Source organism: Pseudomonas sp. 18.1.10 (assembly GCF_024655625.1).
Taxonomy (GTDB): domain Bacteria; phylum Pseudomonadota; class Gammaproteobacteria; order Pseudomonadales; family Pseudomonadaceae; genus Aquipseudomonas.
On record NZ_JANLGL010000080.1, the window covers coordinates 1 to 25,153 of the forward strand.

Annotated in this window: 17 protein-coding genes and 1 tRNA gene; 14 read left to right on the forward strand and 4 right to left on the reverse strand. The window is 60.3% G+C overall.

Features of this window, described 5'->3' with window-relative positions; genetic code table 11:
- Positions 1–3,229, reverse strand: a 3,229-nt coding sequence (locus NUV89_RS15405; RefSeq protein WP_257781992.1) for a retention module-containing protein, incomplete at its 3' end; no start/stop codon positions are given.
- Positions 3,230–3,570: 341 nt separating this feature from the next.
- On the opposite strand from NUV89_RS15405, the gene NUV89_RS15410 reads away from it, so the two are divergent.
- The 5 genes from NUV89_RS15410 to NUV89_RS15430 all read left to right on the forward strand — a co-directional run bounded on the left by NUV89_RS15410 (position 3,571) and on the right by NUV89_RS15430 (position 9,388).
- The gene (locus NUV89_RS15410; protein ID WP_017734864.1) at positions 3,571–4,923 is read left to right on the forward strand and encodes a TolC family outer membrane protein; all 1,353 of its coding nucleotides are present in this window, start codon (positions 3,571–3,573) and stop codon (positions 4,921–4,923) included.
- A 45-nt stretch (positions 4,924–4,968) separates the two neighbouring features.
- Positions 4,969–7,122, forward strand: a complete 2,154-nt coding sequence (locus NUV89_RS15415; RefSeq protein WP_257781993.1) for a type I secretion system permease/ATPase — start codon at positions 4,969–4,971, stop codon at positions 7,120–7,122.
- Entirely contained in the window at positions 7,112–8,488 is a 1,377-nt protein-coding gene (locus NUV89_RS15420) for an HlyD family type I secretion periplasmic adaptor subunit (RefSeq protein WP_026136536.1), read from the forward strand. The genes NUV89_RS15415 and NUV89_RS15420 overlap by 11 nt, the downstream gene beginning before the upstream one ends.
- A 108-nt stretch (positions 8,489–8,596) precedes the next feature.
- Positions 8,597–8,672, forward strand: a tRNA-Thr gene (locus NUV89_RS15425).
- Positions 8,673–9,055: 383 nt separating this feature from the next.
- Positions 9,056–9,388, forward strand: a complete 333-nt coding sequence (locus NUV89_RS15430) for a hypothetical protein (RefSeq protein ID WP_257781994.1) — start codon at positions 9,056–9,058, stop codon at positions 9,386–9,388.
- A gap of 72 nt (positions 9,389–9,460) precedes the next feature.
- On the opposite strand, the gene NUV89_RS15435 is transcribed toward NUV89_RS15430, so the two are convergent.
- Entirely contained in the window at positions 9,461–9,763 is a 303-nt protein-coding gene (locus tag NUV89_RS15435; RefSeq protein WP_257781995.1) for a hypothetical protein, read from the reverse strand.
- 217 nt (positions 9,764–9,980) lie between these two features.
- Between NUV89_RS15435 and NUV89_RS15440 the strand changes: the two genes are divergently transcribed.
- On the forward strand, positions 9,981–10,577 hold the full coding sequence (locus NUV89_RS15440; RefSeq protein ID WP_257781996.1) for a DNA cytosine methyltransferase: 597 nt from the start codon (positions 9,981–9,983) through the stop codon (positions 10,575–10,577).
- Positions 10,578–10,782: 205 nt separating this feature from the next.
- Here the strand turns inward: NUV89_RS15440 and NUV89_RS15445 are convergent, their stop codons facing one another.
- Complete coding sequence (locus tag NUV89_RS15445; RefSeq protein ID WP_257781997.1) at positions 10,783–11,097, reverse strand: colicin E1 immunity protein; 315 nt, start codon at positions 11,095–11,097, stop codon at positions 10,783–10,785.
- Positions 11,098–11,613: 516 nt separating this feature from the next.
- Here NUV89_RS15445 and NUV89_RS15450 point away from each other — a divergent pair.
- From NUV89_RS15450 to NUV89_RS15480, 7 genes are all read left to right on the forward strand, one after another.
- A complete protein-coding gene (locus tag NUV89_RS15450) occupies positions 11,614–12,114 on the forward strand; it encodes a sigma-70 family RNA polymerase sigma factor (RefSeq protein WP_257781998.1) in 501 nt (166 codons plus the stop codon).
- Entirely contained in the window at positions 12,114–13,061 is a 948-nt protein-coding gene (locus NUV89_RS15455; RefSeq protein ID WP_257781999.1) for a FecR domain-containing protein, read from the forward strand. Before NUV89_RS15450 ends, NUV89_RS15455 begins: the two co-directional genes overlap by 1 nt.
- A 100-nt stretch (positions 13,062–13,161) precedes the next feature.
- A complete protein-coding gene (locus NUV89_RS15460; protein WP_257782000.1) occupies positions 13,162–15,591 on the forward strand; it encodes a TonB-dependent receptor in 2,430 nt (809 codons plus the stop codon).
- A gap of 140 nt (positions 15,592–15,731) precedes the next feature.
- A complete protein-coding gene (locus NUV89_RS15465; RefSeq protein ID WP_257782001.1) occupies positions 15,732–17,075 on the forward strand; it encodes a CHASE2 domain-containing protein in 1,344 nt (447 codons plus the stop codon).
- 38 nt (positions 17,076–17,113) lie between these two features.
- Complete coding sequence (locus tag NUV89_RS15470) at positions 17,114–17,479, forward strand: hypothetical protein (RefSeq protein WP_017734873.1); 366 nt, start codon at positions 17,114–17,116, stop codon at positions 17,477–17,479.
- Positions 17,480–17,492: 13 nt separating this feature from the next.
- Positions 17,493–19,058, forward strand: coding sequence for a M48 family metallopeptidase (locus NUV89_RS15475; RefSeq protein WP_257782002.1), 1,566 nt, complete (start codon positions 17,493–17,495; stop codon positions 19,056–19,058).
- Positions 19,059–19,110: 52 nt separating this feature from the next.
- Positions 19,111–21,240, forward strand: coding sequence for a M48 family metallopeptidase (locus tag NUV89_RS15480; protein WP_257782003.1), 2,130 nt, complete (start codon positions 19,111–19,113; stop codon positions 21,238–21,240).
- Between the two features lie 73 nt (positions 21,241–21,313).
- On the opposite strand, the gene NUV89_RS15485 is transcribed toward NUV89_RS15480, so the two are convergent.
- Positions 21,314–22,609, reverse strand: a complete 1,296-nt coding sequence (locus NUV89_RS15485) for an OprD family porin (RefSeq protein ID WP_026136539.1) — start codon at positions 22,607–22,609, stop codon at positions 21,314–21,316.
- Between the two features lie 409 nt (positions 22,610–23,018).
- On the opposite strand from NUV89_RS15485, the gene NUV89_RS15490 reads away from it, so the two are divergent.
- Positions 23,019–25,088: a TonB-dependent siderophore receptor gene (locus NUV89_RS15490; RefSeq protein ID WP_257782004.1), complete on the forward strand. Its 2,070-nt coding sequence runs from the start codon at positions 23,019–23,021 to the stop codon at positions 25,086–25,088.
- Positions 25,089–25,153 lie beyond the last annotated feature (65 nt).

The following is a 25,153-nucleotide window of genomic DNA, read 5'->3' on the forward strand; positions in this document are numbered from 1 at the left end:
GCTGGTCGGAACCGGTGGAATTCAGGCCTTCTGGATCGGTGACGGTCAGGTCGATCTTCGGCAGCTGGTTGCCGGCGTTGACGAAATCGGCACCGGCTTTGGTCAGTACGACGTTGTCACCAACGATGGCGTAGTAGCCAGCAGCGTTGGTGCCCGGCGTGAAGGTGATGGTCAGGCCAGTACGCGGGGTTTCTTCGTCGGTCGCGGTGAAGGTACCGGCGACGGTGCCTTCTACGGCCGAGTTTTCTTCCAGGGTGTTGGCGACAACTTCAATCACCGGCACGTCGTTGTGCAGGTTCACCACTGGCTGGTCGGAACCGGTGGAGTTCAGGCCTTCTGGGTCGGTGACGGTCAGGTCGATCTTCGGCAGCTGGTTGCCAGCGTTGACGAAGTCAGCACCTGCTTTGGTCAATACGACGTTGTCACCGGAGATGGCGTAGTAGCCAGCCGCGTTGGTGCCCGGCGTGAAGGTGATGGTCAGGCCAGTACGTGGGGTTTCTTCGTCGGTAGCGGTGAAGGTACCGGCGACGGTGCCTTCTACTGCGGAGTTTTCTTCCAGGGTGTTGGCGACGACTTCAATCACCGGCACGTCGTTGTGCAGGTTCACCACTGGCTGGTCGGAACCGGTGGAATTCAGGCCTTCTGGATCGGTAACAGTCAGGTCGATTTTCGGCAGCTGGTTGCCAGCGTTGACGAAGTCGGCACCGGCTTTGGTCAGCACAACGTTGTCGCCAACGATGGCGTAGTAGCCAGCCGCGTTGGTACCCGGCGTGAAGGTGATGGTCAGGCCAGTACGCGGAGTCTCTTCGTCGGTCGCGGTGAACGTACCAGCGACGGTGCCTTCTACGGCCGAGTTTTCTTCCAGGGTGTTAGCGACAACTTCAATCACCGGCACATCGTTGTGCAGATTGACCACTGGCTGGTCGGAACCGGTGGAATTCAGGCCTTCTGGATCGGTGACGGTCAGGTCGATCTTCGGCAATTGATTGCCGGCGTTAACAAAATCCGCACCCTTCTGGGTCAGCACGACGTTGTTGCCAACGATGCTGTAGTAGCCATCAGCGTTGCTGTTGCCCGTGAACGAAATGCTCAGGCCTTCACGCGGCGTCTCTTCATCGCTAGCAGTGAAAGTACCGGCGACAGTACCCGCTGCAGCGGAGTTTTCTTCCAGGGTGTTGGCAACCACCTCAATCACCGGCACATCGTTCTGCAGGGTGACAACAGGCTGGTCGGAACCCGTGGAGTTCGCGCCCTGAGGGTCTGTAACCGTCAGGTCGATCTTCGGCAATTGATTGCCGGCGTTAACAAAATCCGCACCCTTCTGGGTCAGCACGACGTTGTTGCCAACGATGCTGTAGTAGCCATCAGCGTTGCTGTTGCCCGTGAAGGAAATAGTCAGGCCTTCACGCGGCGTCTCTTCGTCAGTCGCGGTGAACGTACCGGCGACGGTGCCCGCTGTAGCGGTGTCTTCGACGATGGTATTGGCAACCACCTCAATCACCGGCACGTCGTTTTGCAGGGTGACGGTCGGTTGGGCGGCACCGTTGGAGTTCAGGCCTTCGGGGTCGGTGACCGTCAGGTCGATCTGCGGCAGTTGATTGCCAGCATTCACAAAGTCCGCGCCCTTCTGGGTCAGCACGACATTGTTGTCGACGATGGCGTAGTAACCGTCTTTATTGCTGTCGCCCGTAAACACGACTTTCAGCTGGTCGGCAGGCGTTTCTGCATCGCGGGCGACAAAGGTGCCCGCCACAGTGCCGGCGACGGCGGTGTTTTCGACCAGGGTGTTGCCCGTCACTTGGATCACCGGCGCATCGTTCACCGGCGTCACCGTCACATTCAGCGTGCTGCTGGAGCCGGTGTTGGTGGTGTAGCCAATGGTTGGCACTTCACCGTTGTAATCCTTGACCGGGGTAAAGGTATAGGCGCCATCAGCACCCATGGTGATGCTACCCACGCCTTCGATAGTGGCCGTTTGGCCGGCGTTATAGGTGTTGCCGCCTACCTGGAAGGTGGCCACGCTCAACACGTTGTCGATGTCGCTGTCGTTGCTCAGCACGTTACCGATGGCGACGCCATCTTCGGCGATTGTGTTGGTATCCGGCAGCAATTCGCTTGGATCATCAACAGCGACAACGGTGGAAGTCGCTGGCGCAGGATTGATCGCCAGGTCTTCGTAGTTGCCACCGGTCGCGCCGGTGATCGTGACGCTGACGTTCAGGTCTTTGCCATCCGCCAGGTTGGCAGGCGTGTCGACGCTGACCGTACCGGAGGATTTACCGGCTTCGATGGTGATGGTGGTGTTGTTGGACAGCTTGATGACGACGTCGGTCTGCGCCGGGTTGTTCACGGTCGCGGTGTAGACGATCTGGCCACCTTCGTTCACCGACGGGGTCGCGGTCAGCGTGACGGTGGTGGTGTCGATGGTGTCGTTGATCTGGGTAACCGCTGGCGCCGGGTCAGTGGTGATAATCAGGTTGCCGCCGCCGGCGGTGCCGGTGATGGTCGCGGAGATCGACGAGGCGTCCAGGTAAGGCGTGTCGTTACCCGCGAACGTGACGTTCAGCGCGCCCGAAGTCTGGCCGGCAGCGATCACCACGGAGAGGCCGTTGGACAAGGTAACGGTCAGGTCGCTGGTCGGCGCCTGGGTGATGAATACGGTGTAAACCACAACGCCACCGGCTTCGGTGATGCTCGGTGTGGCGGTCAGGGTGATGGTGACGCTGCGCGCATCGGGGCCGTTGGTGTCGGCGGCGCCGGTTTGGGTGGTGCCCACTGCGTCACCGGCATTCAAGCCGGTCGTCGGGTAGCCGATGGTGGGGTCAACCACGCCTGCGGTGGCTTCCAGCACGACAAAGCTGTGGCCGCCGCCAGCCGCGCCATCGGCGCCGGCAGAGGTCGGGCCGGCTGCGGTGGCTTCGAGGTCTTGGGTCGGGTCGGCACCGGCAGCGATGGCTTGCTGCAATTCGGCAACGGACGGTGCGGCTTGAGCGGTGGCGGCGCTGAGGTCGGTGACGGAGTCAGGAGCGTTTGCGCTCCACTGAGTGTCACGGCCCAAGTCGATGGTACGGCCATCGGCCAATTCCAGGGACACGGCGCCTGCAGCGCCGGTATCGACTTGCTCACCCGCGAACAGGCGATCCCCTTCTACAAGCAGGCGACGAATCCCTTCCGGGGATACCGCAAACACTTGACCGACAATGCTTTTGACGACCGCAACGCTGCTCATAAAAGACTCTCCGTGTATTACCGTTCGGGGTATCCATCATGGAGACCGGCCTCATTACCTATGCCGATTCGATAGCTGGAGTACTTAACTAAGTGTGGAATATTTGGCGTCAATAATTTGTTGTTTAATTCAGCAAATTACTTTTCCGTCAAGGTATTGACCTATTTGGCGCCATCCTAAACAATCCGCCCGGTAATGTCACATTGATATTTAATCGGCTCGCGACTTTCTGTTTGGACTACCAGGTTCCTATGACAAGCAGTCATTTCGGTTGCCAATTCCAATGCAATTTTTCACGTTTGTTGCGTTTTTAAGGCAACCAATCCCGGGGAAACACCAGAATGCGTTTGCACCTTCTTAAAGCCGTGCCGTTTGCTCTAGCCGCCAGTTTCGTCCAGGCCCAGACCCTGCCGGAAGCGATGCAAGACGCGGTGCAGAACCATCCTGAGATCCAGGCTGCCATCAATGCGCGCATTGCCGCCGACTACCAGGTCCGCGAAGCCCAGGGCGGCTACCTGCCTAAAGTGGACCTGTTGGGTGGTTATGGCCGCGAAAGCTCCGACAACACCTCGACCCGCGCCGCCAGCAACAGCCATGACTGGAAAACCCTGAACCGCGGCGAGTCGACCATTCGCCTGCAACAAAATTTGTTCCAGGGTTTTGGCACCGTTAATGAAGTCGGCCGCCAACAAGCCACGGCCAACTCCCGCGGCTATGCACTGCTGAATACCTCCGAGCGCACCGCGCTGACCGTCGCCCAGGTGTATCTGGATGTCTTGACCCGTCGCGAGATGGTGCAACTGGCAGAAGACAACCTGAAAAGCCACGAACGTATTTTTGACCAGATCAAACTGCGCACCAGCCGTGGCGTCGGAAGAATGGCGGACATGGACCAGGCCGAAGCCCGTCTGGCCCAAGCGCAAAACAACCTGATTACCGAGCAGACCAACCTGGCGGACGCCAACACCAACTTCTTCAGCGTTGTCGGCAAAGAACCCGATCAACTTGAAAAGCCATTGGGCGTTGTGACCGCGCTGCCCGCCAGCCTGGATGAAGCCCGTCGCCAGATGATTGCCGACAGCCCGGTGCTGCGCTCGGCCGAGTCGGACATCGCCGCTGCCGAAAAGCAGTACGAGGCCGCCAAGTCGACCTTCTACCCGCGTTTTGATGCCGTGCTGCAACGCTCCGCCAACAACAACGTCGGCGGCGACGAAGGCCATGACAATGGTTATTCGGCGATGCTGAACATGCAGTTCAACCTGTACAACGGCGGTAGCGACAAGGCCAGCCTGCAATCCAAGGCTTCCCAGGCCACCCAGGCGCTGGATATCCGCAACAACGCCCTGCGCCAGTTGAACGAAGAATTGGGCCTGGCGTGGAACGCCTACAACAACGCCACCCAACAGGTGCCGATCGCGCAGCAATACGTGGACCGCAGCACCAAAGTTCGCACCTCGTACCAGCAGCAGTTCAGCCTGGGTGAGCGTACACTGCTCGACTTGCTCGACAGCGAGAACGAACTGTTCACCGCTCAGCAGCGTTTGGCCCAGATCAAAAGCCTGCATATTTACACGCAGTACCGTATCAAGGCCGACATGGGCCAACTGCTGAAAAGTCAGGGCGTGGTTGCTCCGATGGCATCAGTTGTGCAAAACGATATTAAACCGTCGGTAAACCTGCCAGGGATGAACTGATTCTTGACGGCGTTGAACCACAAAACCGCTTAAGAGAGAGTCAGCTTGGATCCTGAAATTGGTGTGGCGCAACTCAACCATGACCCGCGCACTCAGCATGACGACCCATTGCTAGATGGGTTGTTGGCTCTCTGCTCCCTGCATTACAAGCCCGCCAGCCGGGCCATGCTGACCACCGGCCTGCCGCTGGCAGGCCAGCGCATGAGCGCCGACCTGCTGCCACGCGCAGCCGCCCGGGCGGGTTTGCAGGGGCGGTTGCTGCAACGCAAGCTGGAACAGATCCCCACCATCGCATTGCCGGCCTTGCTGCTATTAAAGGAAGGGCGCAGTGCGGTGCTGTTGAGCTGGGAGGGCGATACTGCCCGCCTGCTGCTCAGCGAAAGTGACGGTGGCGAAGTCCACGTCAGCCGTGAAGTGCTGAGTCAAGATTACAGCGGTCGGGTTTTCTTCGCCCAGCCGCAGCATAAATTTGACGTGACCAGCGGCACCCTGATCCCACGCGCTCGCTCGTGGTTCAAAGACACCCTCAAGCGTTCACGCTGGCTGTACGCCGACGCCATCGCGGCGAGCCTGGTAATCAACCTGATCGCCCTGGCCGCGCCGCTGTTCGTGATGAACGTGTACGACCGCGTCGTGCCCAACCAGGCCACTGCCACCCTGTGGGTGCTGGCCATCGGTATTTGCGGCGCTTATCTGTTCGACCTGTTGCTCAAGAGCATGCGCAGCCTGTGCCTGGACCTCGCGGGCAAGAAGACCGACCTAATCATTTCGGCGACGCTGTTCGAGCGCATCGTCGGCATGTCGATGAAAATGCGCCCGGCGCGCGTCGGCAGCTACGCGTCGAACATCCACGAGTTCCAGGGGATGCGCGACTTCCTCACGTCCCTGACCCTCGCCAGCCTGATCGATTTACCGTTTACCTTAATCATCCTCGGCGTGATCGCGCTGTTGGGCGGCCACCTGGTGTGGATCCCCATCGTCGCCTTCCCGCTCGCCCTGGGCATCGGCCACTTCCTGCAAAAACCGCTGACCGCGACACTTGAGCGCACCATGGCTTTGGGCGCCGAGCGCCAATCGAGCCTGATCGAAACCCTCGCCGGGCTGGATGCGGTGAAGGTCAACAACGCCGAAAGCGAGCGCCAATACCAGTGGGAACAAACCATTGGCACCCTCAGCCGCCTGGAACTGCGGGTCAAGGTGCTGTCCGGCCTGGCGATGAACATCACGTTGCTGATCCAGCAAGTGGCCGGCGTGGCGATGATTATCTTTGGTGTGTACCAGATCATCGACGGCACCCTGAGCATGGGCGGCCTGGTGGCCTGCTACATGCTCAGCGGCCGCGCACTTGGCCCGTTGGCCCAGTTGTCGGGCCTGCTGACGCGCTACCAGCAAGCCAAGGTGACGATGGTCTCGGTGGACCAGATGATGGAGCTGCCGCAGGAACGCAACTTCGACGAACGCCCCCTCAGCCGCAAGACGCTGCAAGGCGCGATGACCTTCCGCGAGGTCAATTTCACCTACCCGGACCAACAGAACCCGGCACTGCGCGGCATCAACCTGAACGTTCGCCCGGGCGAAAAAATCGGCATCATCGGCCGCAGTGGCTCGGGCAAAAGCTCGCTGGCCAAGCTGCTGGTGGGGCTGTACCAGCCGGACTCGGGTTCATTGCTGGTGGACGGTGTAGACATCCGCCAGATCGACGTCAGCGAGCTGCGCCACAACATCGGCTACGTCGCCCAGGACATCCAGCTGCTGGCCGGCACCCTGCGCGACAACCTGGTCTCGGGTGCGCGCTACGTGGACGATGAAATGGTGCTGCAAGCCGCCGAACTGGCAGGCGTGCATGAATTCGCCAGGCTGCACCCGCAAGGCTACGAGTTGCAGGTGGGCGAGCGCGGGCAGAACCTCTCGGGCGGCCAACGCCAGAACGTCGCCCTGGCCCGTGCGTTGCTGCTCAACCCGCCGATCCTGCTGCTGGACGAACCGACCAGCGCCATGGACAACACCGGTGAAGAGCGCCTGAAACAGCGCTTGCAAGCCGTCATCGAAAACAAGACGGTGATTCTGGTCACCCACCGCGCCTCGCTGTTGAGCCTGGTGGATCGCCTGCTGGTGATCGACCGTGGCCAGATACTCGCGGACGGTCCAAAAGCGGCCGTCATGGAAGCGCTGAAAAAGGGGCAGATCAGTGTTGCTTAAGTCCGGCCCAGGCCGTTGGAAAGATGTGATCTTCCGCTACTTCAAGGGCAGCGACTCGCTGGATGACCAGCCCCTGCCCGAAGTCGAAAAAGCCCTGATCGACGATGCCCCGCGCATCGTGCGCCTGACCATCTGGGGCGTGATCGGCTTTTTCGTGTTCATGCTGCTCTGGGCCCACTTCGCGATCATCGACGAAGTGACCAAGGGCGAAGGCAAGGCGATCCCGTCGTCGCGCATCCAGAAGATCCAGAACCTGGAGGGCGGCATCGTCGCCCAGATCTATGTGCACGAAGGCCAGATCGTCGAAGCCGGCGCGCCGCTGATCCGCCTGGACGACACGCGCTTTGCCTCCAACGTCGGCGAAACCGAAGCCGAGCGTGTGTCCATGGAGCTGCGTGTGGAGCGCCTCAGCGCGGAAGTCGACGACCGCCCGCTGAAAATCACCGACGCCGCACGCAAAGCCGTGCCCAACCAGGTGTCGAACGAAGAATCGCTGTACGCCAGCCGCCGCCAACAACTGGCCGACGAAATTGGCGGGCTGCAACAACAACTGCTGCAACGCCAGCAAGAACTGCGCGAATTCAGCTCCAAGCAGGACCAGTACCGCAACAGCCTGAACCTGCTGCGCCAGGAGATCGGCATGTCCGAACCGCTGGTCGCACAGGGCGCCATTTCGCCGGTAGAAGTCCTGCGCCTCAAGCGCTCGGAAGTGGAAACCCGCGGCATGCTCGACGGCACCACCCTGGCCATCCCCCGCGCCCAGGCGGCAATCAACGAAGTGCAGCGCAAAGTCGACGAAACCCGCGGCAAATTCCGCAGCGAAGCCCTCGCCCAACTGAACGAAGCGCGCACCCTGCTGAGCAAGGCCCAAGCCACCTCCAAGGGCCTGGAAGACCGCGTCAGCCGCACCATGGTCACCTCGCCCGTGCGCGGCATCGTCAAGCAGATGCTGGTCAACACCGTCGGCGGCGTGATCCAGCCCGGCAGCGACATGGCCGAAGTGGTGCCACTGGACGACACGATCCTGGTGGAAGCCAAGATCCGCCCGCAAGACATCGCCTTCCTGCACCCCGGCCAGGAAGCCATGATCAAATTCACCGCCTACGACTACACCATCTACGGCGGCCTCAAAGGCAAACTCGAACAGATCGGCGCCGACACCGTGATGGATGAAGAGAAGAAAAACACCTTCTACATCATCAAACTGCGCACCGATCGCAGCCACCTCGGCACGGACGAGAAGCCACTGCTGATTATCCCCGGGATGGTGGCTTCGGTGGACATCATCACCGGCAAGAAGAGCATCCTGAGCTACCTGCTCAAACCGATCATCAAGTCCCGTGCCGAGGCGATGCACGAGCGTTGATTGCGGGGAAATGTGGGGCGGTGACGCGAAAACTTGGGTTTTCGCAAAAATAGTCAGATTTCAGGGGTTTACAGAACCTTGGCAGTCGCTATAATCGTCGCCCAACACGCCGGTATAGCTCAGTTGGTAGAGCAACTGACTTGTAATCAGTAGGTCCCGGGTTCGACTCCTGGTGCCGGCACCATATCTCGAAGCCCCGCAATGCGGGGCTTTGTGGTTTCTGGGGTTTAGAAAACGCCAGAAACTTTGGGCGCCGTTTTCGTCAAAACGTCCACAAAACGTCCACACTCAAAAAACTACCCTGCGTTTTTTCGCGTGCCCCACTTCTTCTTACCGCGCTCCGATGTCAAATCACGGCCAATTTTCATTGCCGCCTCCAATAGATCTGCGGCTTCACCAAAACTGTCCGGGTCTGCTGTCCCGCTGAAAAGCACACCACCCGCTGTGACATCCAACCTAACGCTGTCCGCCAACTGATAAAACCGAACAATTTGCTTAGCCTCCTCAGTGGATAGCCCACCGAGCCGGGTGACATTTGCCTGATATACACGGTTGGAATGCTCGTGGATGTCGACCGAGTACTTTAGAAACCTCGGTTCGAAGATCTCTGTAAAGACGGTTGAGGCGTTGGGGGCACTGAAACTGCTGTCGGGTGGATCGGTGAGCCTGGCGGCGGTGGTTGGGCAGCGCCTGGTGGCGAGTAAGACGTGGCTGGGCTCCGAAGCCGTCAACGTGCTGCCGGTGTTGGGCGACCTGATCGATCTGGTCGAACAGATGAACCTCGCCATCGCCGCGCACAAACACGGTCCGACACCGCCGCCGGATAACGCGGCTCAATTTTCCGACAGCTCAGCGTCTGCCCTAAAAATGCTCATAACACTAGAAACAATCACCATCTGAGAATTTTAATAAAAGAAAGAGAGACTGGGCTACATCCGATTAAATAGCCCAACCTCGAAGAACAAAAGCAAATTACTTTTCTAAAGCACCCATTGCCTCTAAATCCCGTAACGGAATGCTTCGCCGACGAGACGTACCGACATACCCCTGAAGTAATGGATGAACTATATTTTCATTGTTCACATCAGCATCCAACTCAATCGTATTGGTATTCCACTTTCCATTCCCAGGAGTTACATCAAGTTTTTGGCGGATCATTTCAAACAAAACTGGGGCCGGATAATTGCTATCGGCCGTATCGGTGAGTTCAATGAAAACCTTTGTCATAACCGTACCCTCAGAGAGAATTATGCTTGCCCCGTAATCATTACTCACTCAACGTCATTCATAAACTGTTAAAAATAACAGTTTTTTATACTAAAACTGATTAAAGACAATAACAAACACCTATATCACTTTAGAGTCGACAGATGTTTGATATCAGCCATCACCGAAACTCCCACCAAACTAAAAAACAAGTCCACGCGTTGCCGGGTACTCAGCCATCTGAAGGCTCCGAGGTTTCCGCACGCATAGAACAATGAGCTCAAGAATGTGCCTACCTACCCTTGGCAGCCTGTTCGCAGGCATCGGAGGCTTTGATGTCGGATTTGAAAACGCCGGGTACCGCACCGCCTGGCAAGTCGAGCTCAACCCCATCAACCGGGCTGTGCTTGCCGATCGATTTTCCCATGCACGCCAATTTGAAGACGTGCGCGAGTGCGGTGCCCACAACTTGTCTGCCGTCGATGTCATCACCGCGGGTTTCCCTTATCAGGACATCAGCGTTGCCGGTAGCCGGCCCCGAGGTCTCCAAGGCGAAAGGAGCGGATTGTTTTGGGAAGTCATACGAATTCTCAAGGAAACACAACCTCGCTGGGTGGTCCTTGAGAACGTCGTTAACCTGCTCGCTGTCAACGATAGCCGCGACTTTGAGACAGTCATCCGGGCCCTTGCGGACTGCGGGTATGTGGGATTTTGGCGAGTGCTTAATGCTCAATATTTCGGAGTCCCCCAGCAACGTCGCCGCATATTCCTGGTCGCGGGTTATCGACGAATGCCCCCCATCCAGCTCCTGGCTGACGCCGCGCCAGAGGCAAATGGGGACTGTCCCCATTTCGGTCCCCATTTTGCAAACTCAGGCGATTGAAAACCGTTCGTTGTGAAGGTCGAATCAATCGCCCTTGGCGCAGCAGCAACAGCCTTGGTGAGTGCAATGTTCGGTTTCATTGCTTTAACCCCCTACGCATCATAGCGATTGCTGCTCTGATTGCAGCGATTGACGGCAAGCTAGCCGGCAACCTAAACGCATTCATTAAGGCACCTCAACAAATCGCGCTGCCTATACCGCAGCGCTATTTTTTTATGTAAAACAACATCAAAAATAACACGCCCAACGGAATGGCAAATGCAAAATAAAACGAATACAAAAGCGCGTGACCGCCATTTGCAGCAGCCGTCCTTGATGGCCCCGTCTCCCAAACCCTCTTTTGCGTATAACGGAACACAGCATCTTCTACCAGGCGCTTCGAGAAGGGGAACAAAAATGCATTTACGCCAGACACAACAAAAAATACAACGGCATCATCACTTGACCTAAAAACGAATACACATATAAAAAACAGCACAAGCCCAATGACTAAATTCTTGAAAAAGTAACTTTTTTCCATGTTTACCAATCCTTGTCCAAAACGCTTAACGCATAATTAACCGCAATAAATCTAGCCCTCTGCTCCCGGAAGGCTACTACACTCATCGAAGATCTGGCCAGATTTCCATCGTGAGCCGAACGAACTACTATTTGGCCGCGATATATAACAGGAAATGGAGACAGTCCCCATTTCTAACTTTATGCAGAATTATGAATTGCCAATGAGCGCCCCTTCGACGTTTGACGGTAGCGATAGCCCAACAGTTGTCATCATCCGTCCACTACCCAGCCCCGTACACAGTGATTGAATTCTCTGGCCGTTGGGGTGAAAAAACCGGTCCTTGTGCCGGTTTTTTCGTTTCTGAGGGTTGAGTCTTACGTACGGTTCACCAGCCCTTGAGCCAGCCTATTGGTCAATCTGCTGGTTGCACGTGCCCGGCATTCAAAATCGTGCTTTGTACGCTCTACCCCTTGCATAAAACCCCACCATCACAATAATGAGAGCCATTACCATTTACTCCCCAATGGCCCGCTCATGTCGCCCCTCGATCACTCCGCGCTTCATCAGCTCTACAGCGAACACAACAGTTGGCTCAAAGGCTGGTTGCGCGTGCGTCTGGGCAATGCCGCGGATGCGTCCGACCTGGCGCAGGACACCTTCATACGCGTCATGACGGCCCGCAACGCGGCGCCGATCCGTGAACCGCGCGGCTACCTGAGTGCCATCGCCCGCTCGTTGTTGATCGACAAATCCCGCCGTCGGGCGATTGAGCAGGCGTATCTGTTCGCGCTGGCGCAACAGCCGGAACCGGTGGCGGTGTCGCCGGAGGTGCGGTTGTCGATCATCGAGATGTTGCTGGCGATCGACAGCCTGCTCGATGAGTTGGGTACACGTACCCGGGAGATTTTCCTCGCGGTGCAGCTCGAAGGCCTGACCTACGTGGCGGCCGCCGAGCGGTTTGGCGTGTCGGTGACGACGGTGAAGAATCATTTGATTCGCGCCATGACCCAGTGCCTGCTGCTGGTCGAACCCTGATGGCTGCGCCGCTGGATCTGCAGACGCTGGAAGCCGCCGCCACCTGGTATGTGCAGCTAAATGACGGCGCACCCGACGAAGCGCGTACCCGCGCCTGGCAGACGTGGTTGCAGGCCAGCCCGCAGCATGCGGCGGCCTGGGCGCGGGTGGAGGCGCTGCAACAACAGTGGGCGCGAATGCCGCAGCGGGCGGCGCTTTCCGGGTTGGGGGCGGCGCAGCAGCAGCGGCGTGACGTCTTGAAGATACTCGGCATGCTGATGGCCGTGGGCGCAGGTTCATGGCTGGCGGTGGAGCAGGTGCCGTATCGCTCGATGCTCGCCGGGCAACGCACCCACGCCGGGGAGCGGCGTTCGCTGCAACTGGACGATGGCACGCGGTTGGAGATGAATGTCGATACGTCGCTGGATATCCAGTTCGACGGCCAACAACGGCTGATCCAGCTGTACCAGGGCGAGATCCTCGTGCAAACCGCCAAGGACCCGGCCCAGCGGCCGTTCAGCGTGACCACCAGCGATGGCAATGTGCGCGCGCTCGGCACCCAATTCAGCGTGCGCCAATGGGGCGATCACACCGAAGTGGGCGTCGAACAGGCCGCTGTCGAAGTTCGCCCACGCCGCAATAACACGCAACGACTCACCCTGGAAGCCGGCCAACACGTCAGCTTCGACCGCGATGCCATCGGCCGCCCTCGCCCGTTACCCCAAGGATCTACCGCTTGGGTCCAGGGCATGCTGAGCGTGGACGACTGGCGCCTCGGGGATTTCATCACCCAGTTGGGCCGCTACCGCCCCGGTGTGTTGCGTTGTGCGCCGCAGGTACAGAACCTGAGCATCTCCGGCGCGTTTCGGATTGACGACACTGACACCGTCCTACAAAACCTGGGCAAATCCCTACCGGTGAAAGTGACTTACCTCACGCGCTACTGGGTCAGCGTCGAAGCCCTGTAAAAAAACCTACACGCAACCTTGCTGATTTCGATTCTCATCCGTCAATGACACAAGCCGCGCACACAGCGGCTCTCTGCCAAGACTACGCAAGGACAATCGAATGCTCCCGCTTCCTCTTACCGCCAAGACGGCAATGGCCCGTGCCGTGCGCCTGGCGCTGTTTGGTTTGACCCTGGCCAGCCTGCCCGCGCTGGCACTGCAAGCGACTCCCGCACACGCCCAGAGCCAAGCCGCGTACGAGATTGCGCCGGGCTCGCTAGGAAACGCCCTGACCCAATTCGGCGTGCAGGCGGGCGTGACGATTTCGTTCGATACCCAGCAAACGCGCAACCTCACCAGCGAAGGGCTCAAGGGCGCGTACACCGTTGAAGAGGGCCTGGCGCGATTGCTGGCCAACAGCGGCCTGGCAGCGCAACGCCAGAGCAACGGCGGCTACGTATTGGTCGCCAGCACCAGCGACGGCCCCTTGCAACTGCGCGCCACCGAAGTCACCACCAACCAGCTGGGCACCGTGACCGAAGGCAGCGGCTCCTACACCCCGGGCACCATCGCCACCGCGACCAAACTGGTGCTGACCCCACGGGAGACGCCGCAGTCGATCTCCGTGGTCACCCGCCAGGCCATGGACGACTTCAGCCTCAAGTCCCTCGACGACGTGATGCGCCACACGCCGGGCATCACCGTCGCGGCTTACGACAGTGAACGCACGTCCTACTACTCCCGTGGCTTTGCCATTCGCAACTTCCAGTACGACGGCATCCCGATCCTGCAGGACGCGCAATACTCCTCCGGCCACACCCTCACCGACACGGTGATCTACGACCGCGTCGAGATCCTCAAGGGCGCCACCGGCTTGCTCACCGGCGCCGGCGGCCTGGGCGGCACCATCAATATGGTGCGCAAGAAACCCACCTCGGAATTCAAGGGCTACATCGACCTGGGCGCGGGCTCCTGGGACAACTATCGCTCGGAAGTCGACGTCAGCGGCCCGCTGACCGAGTCGGGCAACGTGCGTGGGCGCGCCGTCGCGGCCTATCAGGACAAGCACTCGTTCCTCGACCACTACCAGCGCCAGACCGCCGTGTACTACGGCATCCTCGAGTTCGACCTGTCCCCCGACACGCTGCTGACCGTCGGCGCCGACTACCAGGACAGCGACCCGCAGGGCTCCAGCTGGTCCGGTTCGGCAGCGCTGTACGATTCGGCCGGCAACCGTATCAGCACGCCGCGTTCGTTCAACAACGGCGCCAAGTTCAGCTCGTGGGCGCAGTACACGCGCACCGGCTTCGCCACCCTCGAACACGAATTCGCCAACGGCTGGGTGGGCAAGGCGCAGTACAACCACCAGATCAACGGCTACGACGCGCCGCTGTCCGCGCTGCTGAGCCCGAATGCGACCACCGGCAAAGCCATGATGCTGACGCGTGCCTACTACGGTGAAACCACCAGCGACACCGGCGACCTGTACGCCACCGGCCCGTTCAGCCTGTTTGGCCGAGAACATGAACTGGTGGTCGGCACCTCGGTGTCGCGCTCGCGCTGGACCGGCAAAGACTACAGCGCCGCCGTCCACGTCAACGGCAACAGCCACGACTACTTCCCCTGGGACGGCGACGCCGCAGAACCAGGCCGTGGCCCGATGACCAATTACAACGACGAAACCACCCGCCAGAGCGCCGGCTACGTTACTGCCCGCTTCAACGTGACGGACGCCATGCACCTGATGCTCGGCACCCGGGTCAACAACTTCGAAGTCACCGGCACCAGCCAGGTCAAGGACACCGGCAAGGTCGTGCCCTACGCTGGCCTCACCTACGACCTCAACGACTACCTCTCGGCGTACGCCAGCTACACCGAGATCTACCTGCCGCAGCGCGAATACCGCGACCTCAATAACAAACCGGTGGAGCCGGACGAAGGCCAGAACTACGAGATCGGGCTCAAGGGCGAATTCTTCGATGGTCGCCTGAACGCCAGCCTCGCCTACTTTGAAATCCACGAGGACAACCGCGCGGTCAGCGACGACAGCTACGTCTCCGAAACCATCCCCGGGCTGTACGGCGCCTATAAAGGCGTGGAATCCAAGACCAAAGGCTACGAAGCGGAAATCTCCGGCGAACTGGCGCCCGGCTGGCAATTGCAGGCGGGCTACACCCACAAGATCATGCGCGACAAGCAGGGCGAGAAGCTGTCCACCTGGGAGCCGGAAGACCAGTTCAACCTCTACACCAGCTACAAGCTGACCGGCCCGCTGGACAAACTCACCCTGGGCAGCGGCGTGCGCTGGCAGGGCACGGGCTGGAAGCTGTTGACCAACAACTTCACCACCGGCAGCCAGGACAACTTCTCCCAGGAACCCCTGTGGCTGCTGGACCTGATGGCCCGCTACCAGATCACCGACAACGTCTCGGCCACGCTCAACGTCAACAACGTCTTCGACAAGACCTACTACACCAACATCGGCTTCTATAACTCGGCCTACTACGGCGACCCGCGCAACGTGATGCTCAGCACGCGCTGGAATTTCTGACCGCTGCACCCCTCGGCCGCAGACCGGCCGAGGGGTTTGGATTTGCCCAGCGCAATGGCACTTAGCCACTTTTCCAATTGACACCCCCTCCCCGCTCCGCTAAAAACCCTGTCTTGCTTGTGCTTTTTATCGAGACACGGATGTTGTCGAACCCCCCGCTGTTCAAATACCGCCGCTATTGGCTGGCCGCATTTATCGTGCTGCTGGCGATCCTCGACCCGTTCGGCCTGGCCAGTTCCAGCGATAAGTCCTCCTCGCAGTGGCTCAGCCGTCTGTTCGCCAGCAGTTACCCGAGCACCGGCCAGCAGCAGGTCGCCGTGATTTTGATCGACGACGCCTACCTGATGCGCAACCAGACTTCCTGGCCGATGCCCTACGGCGAACAGAGCAAGCTGTTCAAGCGCTTGCTCGCGTACAAGCCCAAGGCGGTGTTTGTCGACCTGCTCTACAGCCACGACCACTCGTTCGGCGACCCGGCGCGGGGCAGCCAATTATTGGCGAACGTGTTCGAACGTTATCAGCGCCAGGGCATTCCATTGTGGTTGGCCAATACCGGCGTGGTGCGCGGCGAGGCGGGCCAGGCCAATACCCTGGCGCCGTTTGTCGAGGTGAGCCGGCCGGGCCTGGTGGCGTGGGAAGGCGTTGACGACAAGTACCCGCTGGCGGTGAACACGCCGACCGGGCTGATGGAAACGCCGGCCCTGGCGATATATCGCTACTTCTGCTCCACCCAACCGTGCAAACAGCCGCCGGTGGATGCGCAGGTCGCTGCACAGATGCAGCCCATCGCCGTGCAATGGGGCCTGAAACTCGCACCGGAACAAGCACGCATCGCCGACATCGGCCACTGCGCGCCAACGCGGCATTTTTTGCTGGAAGCGGTGGCGCAGTTGTTCCAGGCGGTGTTCTGGAAACTCGACGATTCCGCCCAGGCGCGCTGCCCCTACACGCTGACATTGGCGGCCAGCGACCTGGAAGTCAGCGACCCGCAAGACCAGGCACTGATCGCCGAATTGCTGCACGACCGCCTGGTGCTGGTCGGCGCCAACATCACCTCCACCGGCGACCTCGTGGAGTCGCCGGTCCACGGCCAACTCCCCGGCGTATACCTGCACGCCATGGCCCTGGATAACCTTATCAACGACGGCATGGACTACGACCACGAGCCCGCCAACCTGCCCGGCCTGCCCTTCCATTGGCTGGATTTTGTCGAGATCGGCCTGCTCGCCTTGATCGCCCTGCTCAAGGCCCTGCACGCGCGGCGGCTGGCGGGCCATCGCACCTGGAGCCGTTGGCGGCGCCAGGAAATCCGGTTTTTCACGTCGCCCTGCCCATCGTGGCTGTTGGTGATGTCGGTGCTCATCGCGCTGAGTGTGCTGCTGAGCCTGAACCACATCACCCCGGTCAACGTGCTGGGCATTGTATTGCTGTCGTTGGTGCTGTTCAGCGAACGGATCGAAGCCTGGTTCGACCGCGATCGCTGACGGCACTGCTGTGTTTTTTTGACTCAAGGAACCCAAGGATGAACAAACACCTGATCGTATTGCTCGCCGCCCTTTTCACCCAAGGCGCCTGGGCCGAAACCCACAACATCATGGCCTTCCTCGCCGACCCGGTAGCGGTGTTGGATGAGCAGGGCAAACAACAGCGCGAGCTGCCGAAAAAAGACACGCCCAGCCAGCCGGTGCCGGTGTTGCAGTACAACAAGGCGCTGGACCTGGTGCAGGTGGAACTGGCCGGCCAAAAAGTCTGGCTGGACACCATGGACCTGCGCATCGTGCCGCCGCTCAATATCGTCGAGCTGCCGTGCCAGGGCCTGACCAAGAGCCAGACCAAAGACAGCCGAAACAACTCCACCATCGGTTTTGGTGCGGGCTGCAATCAATAAAAGGAGCGTGGCGGTGAAGGGATATCTATTGCTGGCCAGCGCACTGCTGAGCGGTTGCGCGACCTTGAAGGGGGCGGACCAGGCCTTCATGAACCTGGTGGGCCCTTCGACCCAATCCAGGGTGCAGGGCCACTACGTGGACAACACCGACGTGCGCCAGTACTACAAGCTCGACCCGCAACGCCAGAGCCAGCAACGCTTGAGCTACGACGGCCGCGCGGTGCCGGCCGCTGAAGCGCGCCAGCAGAACCTGGTGGATATCCCGATGTTGCAGGTGTACTTGCAGGGCATCGTCACGCGCCTGTCCAAAGGCTGGCCGGGTGAGTTGCCGACGTTGCAGGTGAAGATCACCGACAGCTACGGTTTCGGGCCGTCGGCGGACCCGTACGGCAATCTGTTCGTGCCCCTGGGCATGCTCGATAACGTCGGTAGCGAAGATGAAATCGCCGCGATGCTCGGCCACGAGATGAGCCACGTGCTGCTGCATCACCATGACCGCATGGCCGCCTTCCAGCAGCAAAAAGAGATGTTCACCACCGTCGCCTCCACGGTCGCCCTGGCCACCCTGGCCGCCGACACCGGCATCGACCGCAGCTCCGGCACCATGAAAGTGTTCAGCAAAGACCCGGCCGGCACCCAGAAAACCATCGGCAACACCGTGCTGTACACCACGCTGGCCAACACCTTTTCCGACCACGTGTGGAGCACCGCCTGGGGCCGCAGCCAGGAAGACCAGGCCGATCTGCTCGGCACCGACCTGATGATCCGCGCCGGCTACGCGCCCCGCGCCGCGACCCATAGCCTGGAGCGTTTGAATGACTTCCAGGGCAAGCAAAAACCGTTGCTCACCGGCTTTCTCACCGCGCGCAAGAACGCCATGCAGGACTCATTGCAGCAGTTCAACCTCAACCAGTTCACCAAGGAGCTGGACGTGCTGGTCAAGGACGGCCTGACCACCGGCATCACCGCGACCACCCAGTACTTCAACCGCTCGCACATGTCGGCGATGGACCGCGACACCGAGCTGCGCCAGTACTTGCAGCGCGAATACCGCCAGGAACGCCGCGCCCGGGTCAGCCCGCAAAGCTGGACGACCATGAAGAACACGCCGCAAGTGGCCAAGGCCATGCAGGGCTATAAGGATGCGTATTTCGCCATCGATGCCTTGGAGAAAAACAAGGTGTCCGACGCCGACGGTTTTGTGCGCAAGGCGCTGGCCTCGCCGGTCAAGGACCAACCGGGCATCCGCCGCACCGCCTACACCGTGCGCCTGGCCCAGGGCAGAAGCAGCGAGGCGATCAAGGAGTTGCAGTCGATCAAGGACTGGTCGCTGGCCGGCCCTTCGACCTATGACCTGATGATTAGCTACCACCTCAAGCGCGGCGATGGGCAATCGGCGCTGGCGATGATCGACAAGGCCGAGCGTCACCTCGGTTCGGAAGAGCTGTTCATCACCGAGAAGCTGCTGGCCAACCAGCAAATGCAGAACGCGCAACAGGTGCAAAGCGTGCTGCGCAAGTGCGAGCAGTACCCGACGCGCAAGGCGAACTGCAAGAAACTGGCGCCGGTGAAGGCCTGACGCGGGATTTTTCGGTATAACCGGGTTTTTCCCGCGTTGTGAACGGACTCCCATGAACGCCCTGAAACTGATCTGCCTGCTGGTTGTTTTCCCGTTGCTCCTGGCCGCCCTTGGCGGCTGGGAGTACCAGCGGGCCCAGCATGCCACCCTCAAGATCATCGACCACAGCATCCATGTCGCCCTCGCTAAAGACCACCTGCAAAAGCTAGAGACGCTAGACCCGGCGGCCATGGTCGAGCTATACGGCGAGAAGATTGACCTGCCGACCGCCATCGCGCGGCTGGATATAATCGAGCCCGAACTGCACACCGCCCACCGCATCAACCGCGTCTTGCGCGCACTGGCTGCCTGGGTGATCGGCCTCGGGTCGTTGGCAGCCTTCATCGGCCTGGCCGCACTCGCCGGCACACACTGGGCCGGGCGGCGCGCGCAGCAGTCGCGGCAAAAGTTGTTGCAGGTGTTCTCCCTCGGCAGCCGACTGTTGCCCTATGTGCTGATGAGCCATGTGGTGGCGATGGCCGCGACGGTGGCGCTGGTGCTGGTGTTCGAGGGCCTGGCGTTGTGGCATATCGGCCGGCTGGGCAGCGGCGAGATCAAGCTGATGGGCCTGCTCGGGGTCGTCGCGGCGTTTTGCCTGTATTCGATCTGGCTGTTGCTCAAGCAACTGCGGCCCATGCTGGCGATGTTCGAACCCACGCCGCTGGAGATGTTCGGGCAGCCCGTCACGCCTGCGCAGGCGCCGGGCCTGTGGCGCCACGTCGAAGAGCTGGCGACCCGGTTGGGCGCGTTGCCACCGGAGCATATCGTGGTGAGCCTGACCCAGGGCTTCTACGTGACCTCCAGCGATGCCCTGGTGATGCCGGCCGAAACCCCGTTGCGCGGGCGCACCCTGCATATTCCGTTGCTGTACCTGGGGCTGCTGGACCGTGAGGAAACCGGTGCAGTGATCGGCCATGAACTGGCGCACTTTGCCGGCGACGACACCGCGTACAGCCTGCGCTTCTTGCCGATCTACGACGGCGTTCAGCGCAGCCTGGTTGGGTTGCTCGAAACGATGCTGGCCAGCGACCCGATCCAGGGCCGCCTGATGCGCCCGTCGTTCATGCTCGGTGAGTTTTTCATGCAGCGCTTCGATCATGCGGTGAACCATTGGAGCCGCGAGCGCGAACTACTCGCGGATGCTGCCGGCGCACGGCTGGTGGGCAATGCGGCTGCCGCGTCAGCGTTGTTGCGGGTCTCGGTGTTGCAAGCGCCTATCGACGACGCGCTGATGGCCGCGTGCGAAAACGCCGCTGAACGCGACTTGCCCGCTGCCGTGCTCAGCGCGCTGCAAGGCGCTGAGCTGCACCTGCCAGCCGAGGCGCTGGACATTCATCAGCCACACCCCACCGACTCCCATCCGTCCAATGGCGAGCGCTTGCAGGCCCTGCAAGTACCGCTGGAACACGCGATGCGCAACGCCACCCGCGCCGTGCACGCCGAAGCCGCGAACGCGCAAATCGACGCCTGCTTCAGCGCGCCGCACACGCTGCGCGAGCAATTGACGCAGGACTTGATCGCGGTGGCGGTATCCGAAGAATCGGCGCACACCCACCTGCTGGAAACCCTGGCGGCTTCAGCCGAAGGCGAACGCTTCTTCCACGAAGGCGGCGCATGGCGCGGCACGTTGATGGCGCTGTCGGGCCTGCCCTTCGTGCTCGCAGGACTGTTTGCCATGAGCCGCCCTTGGCTTGCCCCGGAGCGCATGAAGGGCACGCCGCTGTCGGCGCTTGGCGCAGGCGCGTGCCTTGGCCTGATCGGCCTGGCGCTGCTGTGGCTGGGCATCCGCCGCTTCAAGCGCGCACCGCAGACCGCCTTGCGCCTCACGCCTGGGCATTTTGTGTTCAACAACCTGGCGCAGCCGCTGCCCATCGAACATATCGACGAGATCACGCTGCAGTTCGTCCAGGGGATCTGGGTGACGATCCAACTGACACCCGAGGCGCCTTTGCCGCAAACGCGCAAGACCGCATTCGGCGTGCCCGGTGTGCGCGTCAACAAGAAGAAGCGCCAGGTGCTGCTGCTGATGGCGCAGCTGTGCATCGACGGGAAAAAGATCGAGCCCTATGAGGGGCTGTCGATGATGCTCGACTACAAGAACGCCGCACTGGCCCGCAGCATTTTGCAGCACCGCGAGGACTGATCCAGCGGCATAAAAAAACCCCGAACCAGTCGGGGTTTTTTATCGCCTGAAATCAGGCGCTACAAACGATCACTTAGAAAACGTTGATCGGGTAGTCAGCGAACAGACGCAGTTCGTTACCGCCAATGTTGTAGTTGCTGGCGTTGTTCGAAACGCGCAACCACGAGGCACGGGCACGCAGGCTCAGGTCTTTGGCTGGGCCGCTCTGAACCACGTATTTGAACTGGTTGAAGATTTCGCGCTCGGTGCCATTGCCACGGTTGGTACCGTCGTCAATGTTGGTGCCGCGCACGTAAGCCACGTTGTAGCTCAGGCCAGGCACGCCGTAGGCGCTGAAGTCCAGGCCGTAGCCAACCTGCCAGGAACGCTCGTCCTTGCCGTTGAAGTCAGACCAGTAGGAGTTGGCCAGCAGGATGGTGTTGCCACCGTCGCCGATGCCGCTGTTCTTGTTGTCCTGGTGGTAGCCGCTGTACAGGTAGCCGGTGTCACCGGTGCTGCGCTGGTGAGCGACGGTGAAGCTGTGTGCGCCAACAGCCCAAGTAGCCGCCAGGCTCCAGATTTTGTTGTCGCGGGCGTCTTGATCGCCTTGGGTCAACTGGGCGAAATCTTTGTCCAGCTTGGTTTTGTAGCCGTTGAAGTCAAAAGTCAGCGACTGCTTTTCTGGCAGGGCCAGCACGTAGTTCACGTTGACGTATTGCTTCTTCAGCACGTCCTGCATATCGGAAGCGTACAGCGCGGCCGACAGGCTTTCGGTGAACTTGTAGCTACCGCCGACGTAGTCGATGCTTTTCAGGTGGCCGCTGTCGCTGCCTTCGGCGCTTTTACGGCCTTGCTTGGTGAAATGACCAGCGTCCAGTTGCAGGCCGGCGATTTCTTTGGAAACGATCGAGGTGCCCTCGTAGGTTTCCGCCAGCAGACGGCCGCTGTCGTAGGCCAGGACCGGTACGTTCGGCAGTTGCTGGCCGTATTTCAGTACGGTGTTGGAGATACGCGCCTTCACCGCTGCGCCGCCCTTGGCCAGGTCGTTGGCTGCAGCGCCGCTGTCGCCTTGCTTGAAGAAGTCGATGCCGCCGCCGCCGCTGCGACCTTTACCACCGTCCAGACGGATAGCGTATTGGCCCAGTACGTCCACACCCACACCCACGGTGCCTTGGGTGAAACCGGACTCGAACTTGCCGATGAAGCCTTGGCCCCATTCAGCTTTGTCCTGGTTGTGGTTTTTGTAGTCACGGCTGATGTAAGCGTTACGTGCCGCGATGTTCAGGTGGCTGTCTTCAACGAAACCCTTGGATTGTTCCTGGTCGTTGGCCATTGCTGTCGATGCGCTCAAAATCCCCAGAGCGATCAGACTCATCCGTTGCTTCAACATTTCTTATATTCCTTATTACTGGTTGAGTACGCGCTATGACACCAGGCTCCGTATTGCTTTCTGGTATCGACTTTTCCCGGAAAAAAGAAGACCCGCGGACGACTGAACTGCCGCGGGCCTTTTTTTATTGGATGAGTCATGGCTGTTAGCCACAGGCGTTGGGCGCAATCCTAGTCGCGCCCGGAACTATGTGTCAATTTCGCGAATCGTCTGTATTTAGGCGAAATAATTCTAAGCAAGGGCCTACAGCGCTTCTGAAAACGACAAAAACCCCGGTCAAACGACCCTAAAAACACATTCTGTAACATATTTCAAAGCCGATACATTTGGGAATCCATCACGAGCGTTAATGCAAAGCATTACCATTAACGCGCAATTCTCCTCCCAAACAATTCGGATACATTTCCCCATGCCTGCCCCACGCCTGACGCCCATCACCCTTGGGCTCTCCGTCCTGCTGTCCGCTGGTTTTGCCTGTGCTGCCACCACCTTGCCCGCCACGTCGATCAGCGCCGAAGCTGACGAAGACGACCCGCGCATCAAGGAAACCAGCACCGCCACGCGCACAGCCACGCCGGTGCGTTATGTGCCCCAGGCCATCGACTCGGTGAAGACGGAAAGCCTGCGGTCCTACGGCACCAATGACCTGGGCCAGGCGTTGAGCGGCATCCCCAACGTCAGCAGCGGCGCCGACACGCGCTTCGACAGCCTGCGCATTCGCGGTTTCGACGCGAGCAACGACTTCTACCTCGACGGCATCCGCGACGACAGCCAATACATCCGCGACCTGCATAACATCGAGCGCATCGAAGTGCTCAAGGGCCCAGCCGCAGTACTCTACGGGCGAGGCGGTCAGGGAGGGATCGTCAACCGCGTGAGCAAACTGCCCAGCGCCGGGCACAAGTCCAGCATCGAAGCCCAAGGCGGCAGCAACGATTTGCGCAGCCTCTACGCCGACTTGAGCACCGACCCCAGCGACACCATCAGCCTGCGCCTGAACATGGGCAACCAGGACAACAACAGCTTCCGTCATGTCGTCAGCGGCAACCGCCAACTGTTCGCACCGTCCATGAGCTGGCAGCTCACGCCCGACCTGAACTGGCTGGTGCAATACGAATACAGCCGCTACAACCGCACGCCCGACCGTGGCATCCCCGGCGTCAACGGCCGCCCGGCCGATGTGAGCCGCAGCACCACCTACGGCGACAGCCGCGACTACATCGACGACAAGTCCCAGTCGCTGCGCTCTAAGCTCGCCTATGAACTCAACGACAACTGGCAACTGCGCCAGACCCTCGGCCTGTTCAAGCTCGACAGTGATTTCGACAACACGTATCAGGTCGCTTACGTGCCAGCGACCAACAGCGTCACGCGCCAGCGCTGGCAGCAGGACCTGCGCACCTTCAACATCACCAACAACGTCGAACTGGAAGGCAGCTTCAGCACCTTCGGCCTGGAACACCGCCTGCTCACCGGCGTCGAAATGGGCAGCCAACGCCGCGATCCGAAGCTCTACAACGGCGGCACAAGCGTGCCGCGCCTCGACCTCAACCAGCCCAATCGCCACCTGAGCCACACCGGGCGCATGAGTCTATCGAGCAACAACCACACCGAAGTCGAGAGCCGCGCCGTCTACGTGCAGGACCAACTGCGCCTGAACGATCAATGGCAAGTCCTCGCCGGCCTGCGCTACGACCGCTTTGAAGTCGACACCAAGAACAAGCTCAACAACCTCCAGCAAGATGTCGCAAGCCACAACGCCAGCCCACGCATCGGCCTGGTGTGGACGCCCCTGGAAAACCACTCGTTCTACGCCTCGTGGAGCAAGACGTTCTCCCCAGCGGGCGGCGGCCTGATCGGCATCACCCCGAGCGCCACCCCCGGCGCCAACGACCTCAGCCCCGAGCTGACCAAGCAAAAGGAAATCGGCGTCAAAAGCGATTGGCTCGACGACCGCCTGAGCACCACCCTGGCCGTGTACGAACTGGAACTCTACAACCGCCGCACCGCCGACCCACTGGACCGCACCATTACGCTGCTCAGCGGCCTGCAACGTTCACGCGGCGTCGAGTTGACCGCCACCGGCAAGATCGTCGGCAACTGGTACGTACGCGGGGGGATTGGCCTGCAGGACGCCACGGTGGTGAAGGACAACAACGGCTTTGCAGGCAAGCGCATCAACGATGTGGCCAAGCGCAATGGCAGCCTGTTTATCACCTGGAAACCGGAGATGGGCTGGTACGCGGAAACCGGCTTGACCCTGGTGGGCGACCGTTACGCCGACAGCCTCAACACCGTGGTGCTGCCGGGCTACGGCCGTTGGGATGCGTTGGCCGGGTTCCGTCAGAAGGAATGGGACGTGCGCGCGGCGCTGAACAATATCGCCGACAAAAACTACTACGCGTCGGCGACCAGCGTGGCGCAGATTCAGCCGGGAGAGCCGCGTAGCCTGGTCGTGACAGGCACCTACAGCTTCTAAGACAGAACCAAATCCAAATGTGGGAGCGGGCTTGCTCGCGAATACGGTGGATCAGGCAACACATC

Coding starts and splice junctions, on each gene's coding strand:
- NUV89_RS15470 (WP_017734873.1), top strand. CDS start 17,114: ATGAACAAACACCTGATCGTATTGCTCGCCGCCCTTTTCACCCAAGGC.
- NUV89_RS15445 (WP_257781997.1), bottom strand. CDS start 11,097: ATGGAAAAAAGTTACTTTTTCAAGAATTTAGTCATTGGGCTTGTGCTG.
- NUV89_RS15465 (WP_257782001.1), top strand. CDS start 15,732: ATGTTGTCGAACCCCCCGCTGTTCAAATACCGCCGCTATTGGCTGGCC.
- NUV89_RS15460 (WP_257782000.1), top strand. CDS start 13,162: ATGCTCCCGCTTCCTCTTACCGCCAAGACGGCAATGGCCCGTGCCGTG.
- NUV89_RS15490 (WP_257782004.1), top strand. CDS start 23,019: ATGCCTGCCCCACGCCTGACGCCCATCACCCTTGGGCTCTCCGTCCTG.
- NUV89_RS15450 (WP_257781998.1), top strand. CDS start 11,614: ATGTCGCCCCTCGATCACTCCGCGCTTCATCAGCTCTACAGCGAACAC.
- NUV89_RS15410 (WP_017734864.1), top strand. CDS start 3,571: ATGCGTTTGCACCTTCTTAAAGCCGTGCCGTTTGCTCTAGCCGCCAGT.
- NUV89_RS15480 (WP_257782003.1), top strand. CDS start 19,111: ATGAACGCCCTGAAACTGATCTGCCTGCTGGTTGTTTTCCCGTTGCTC.
- NUV89_RS15430 (WP_257781994.1), top strand. CDS start 9,056: ATGTCGACCGAGTACTTTAGAAACCTCGGTTCGAAGATCTCTGTAAAG.
- NUV89_RS15440 (WP_257781996.1), top strand. CDS start 9,981: ATGTGCCTACCTACCCTTGGCAGCCTGTTCGCAGGCATCGGAGGCTTT.
- NUV89_RS15455 (WP_257781999.1), top strand. CDS start 12,114: ATGGCTGCGCCGCTGGATCTGCAGACGCTGGAAGCCGCCGCCACCTGG.
- NUV89_RS15485 (WP_026136539.1), bottom strand. CDS start 22,609: ATGTTGAAGCAACGGATGAGTCTGATCGCTCTGGGGATTTTGAGCGCA.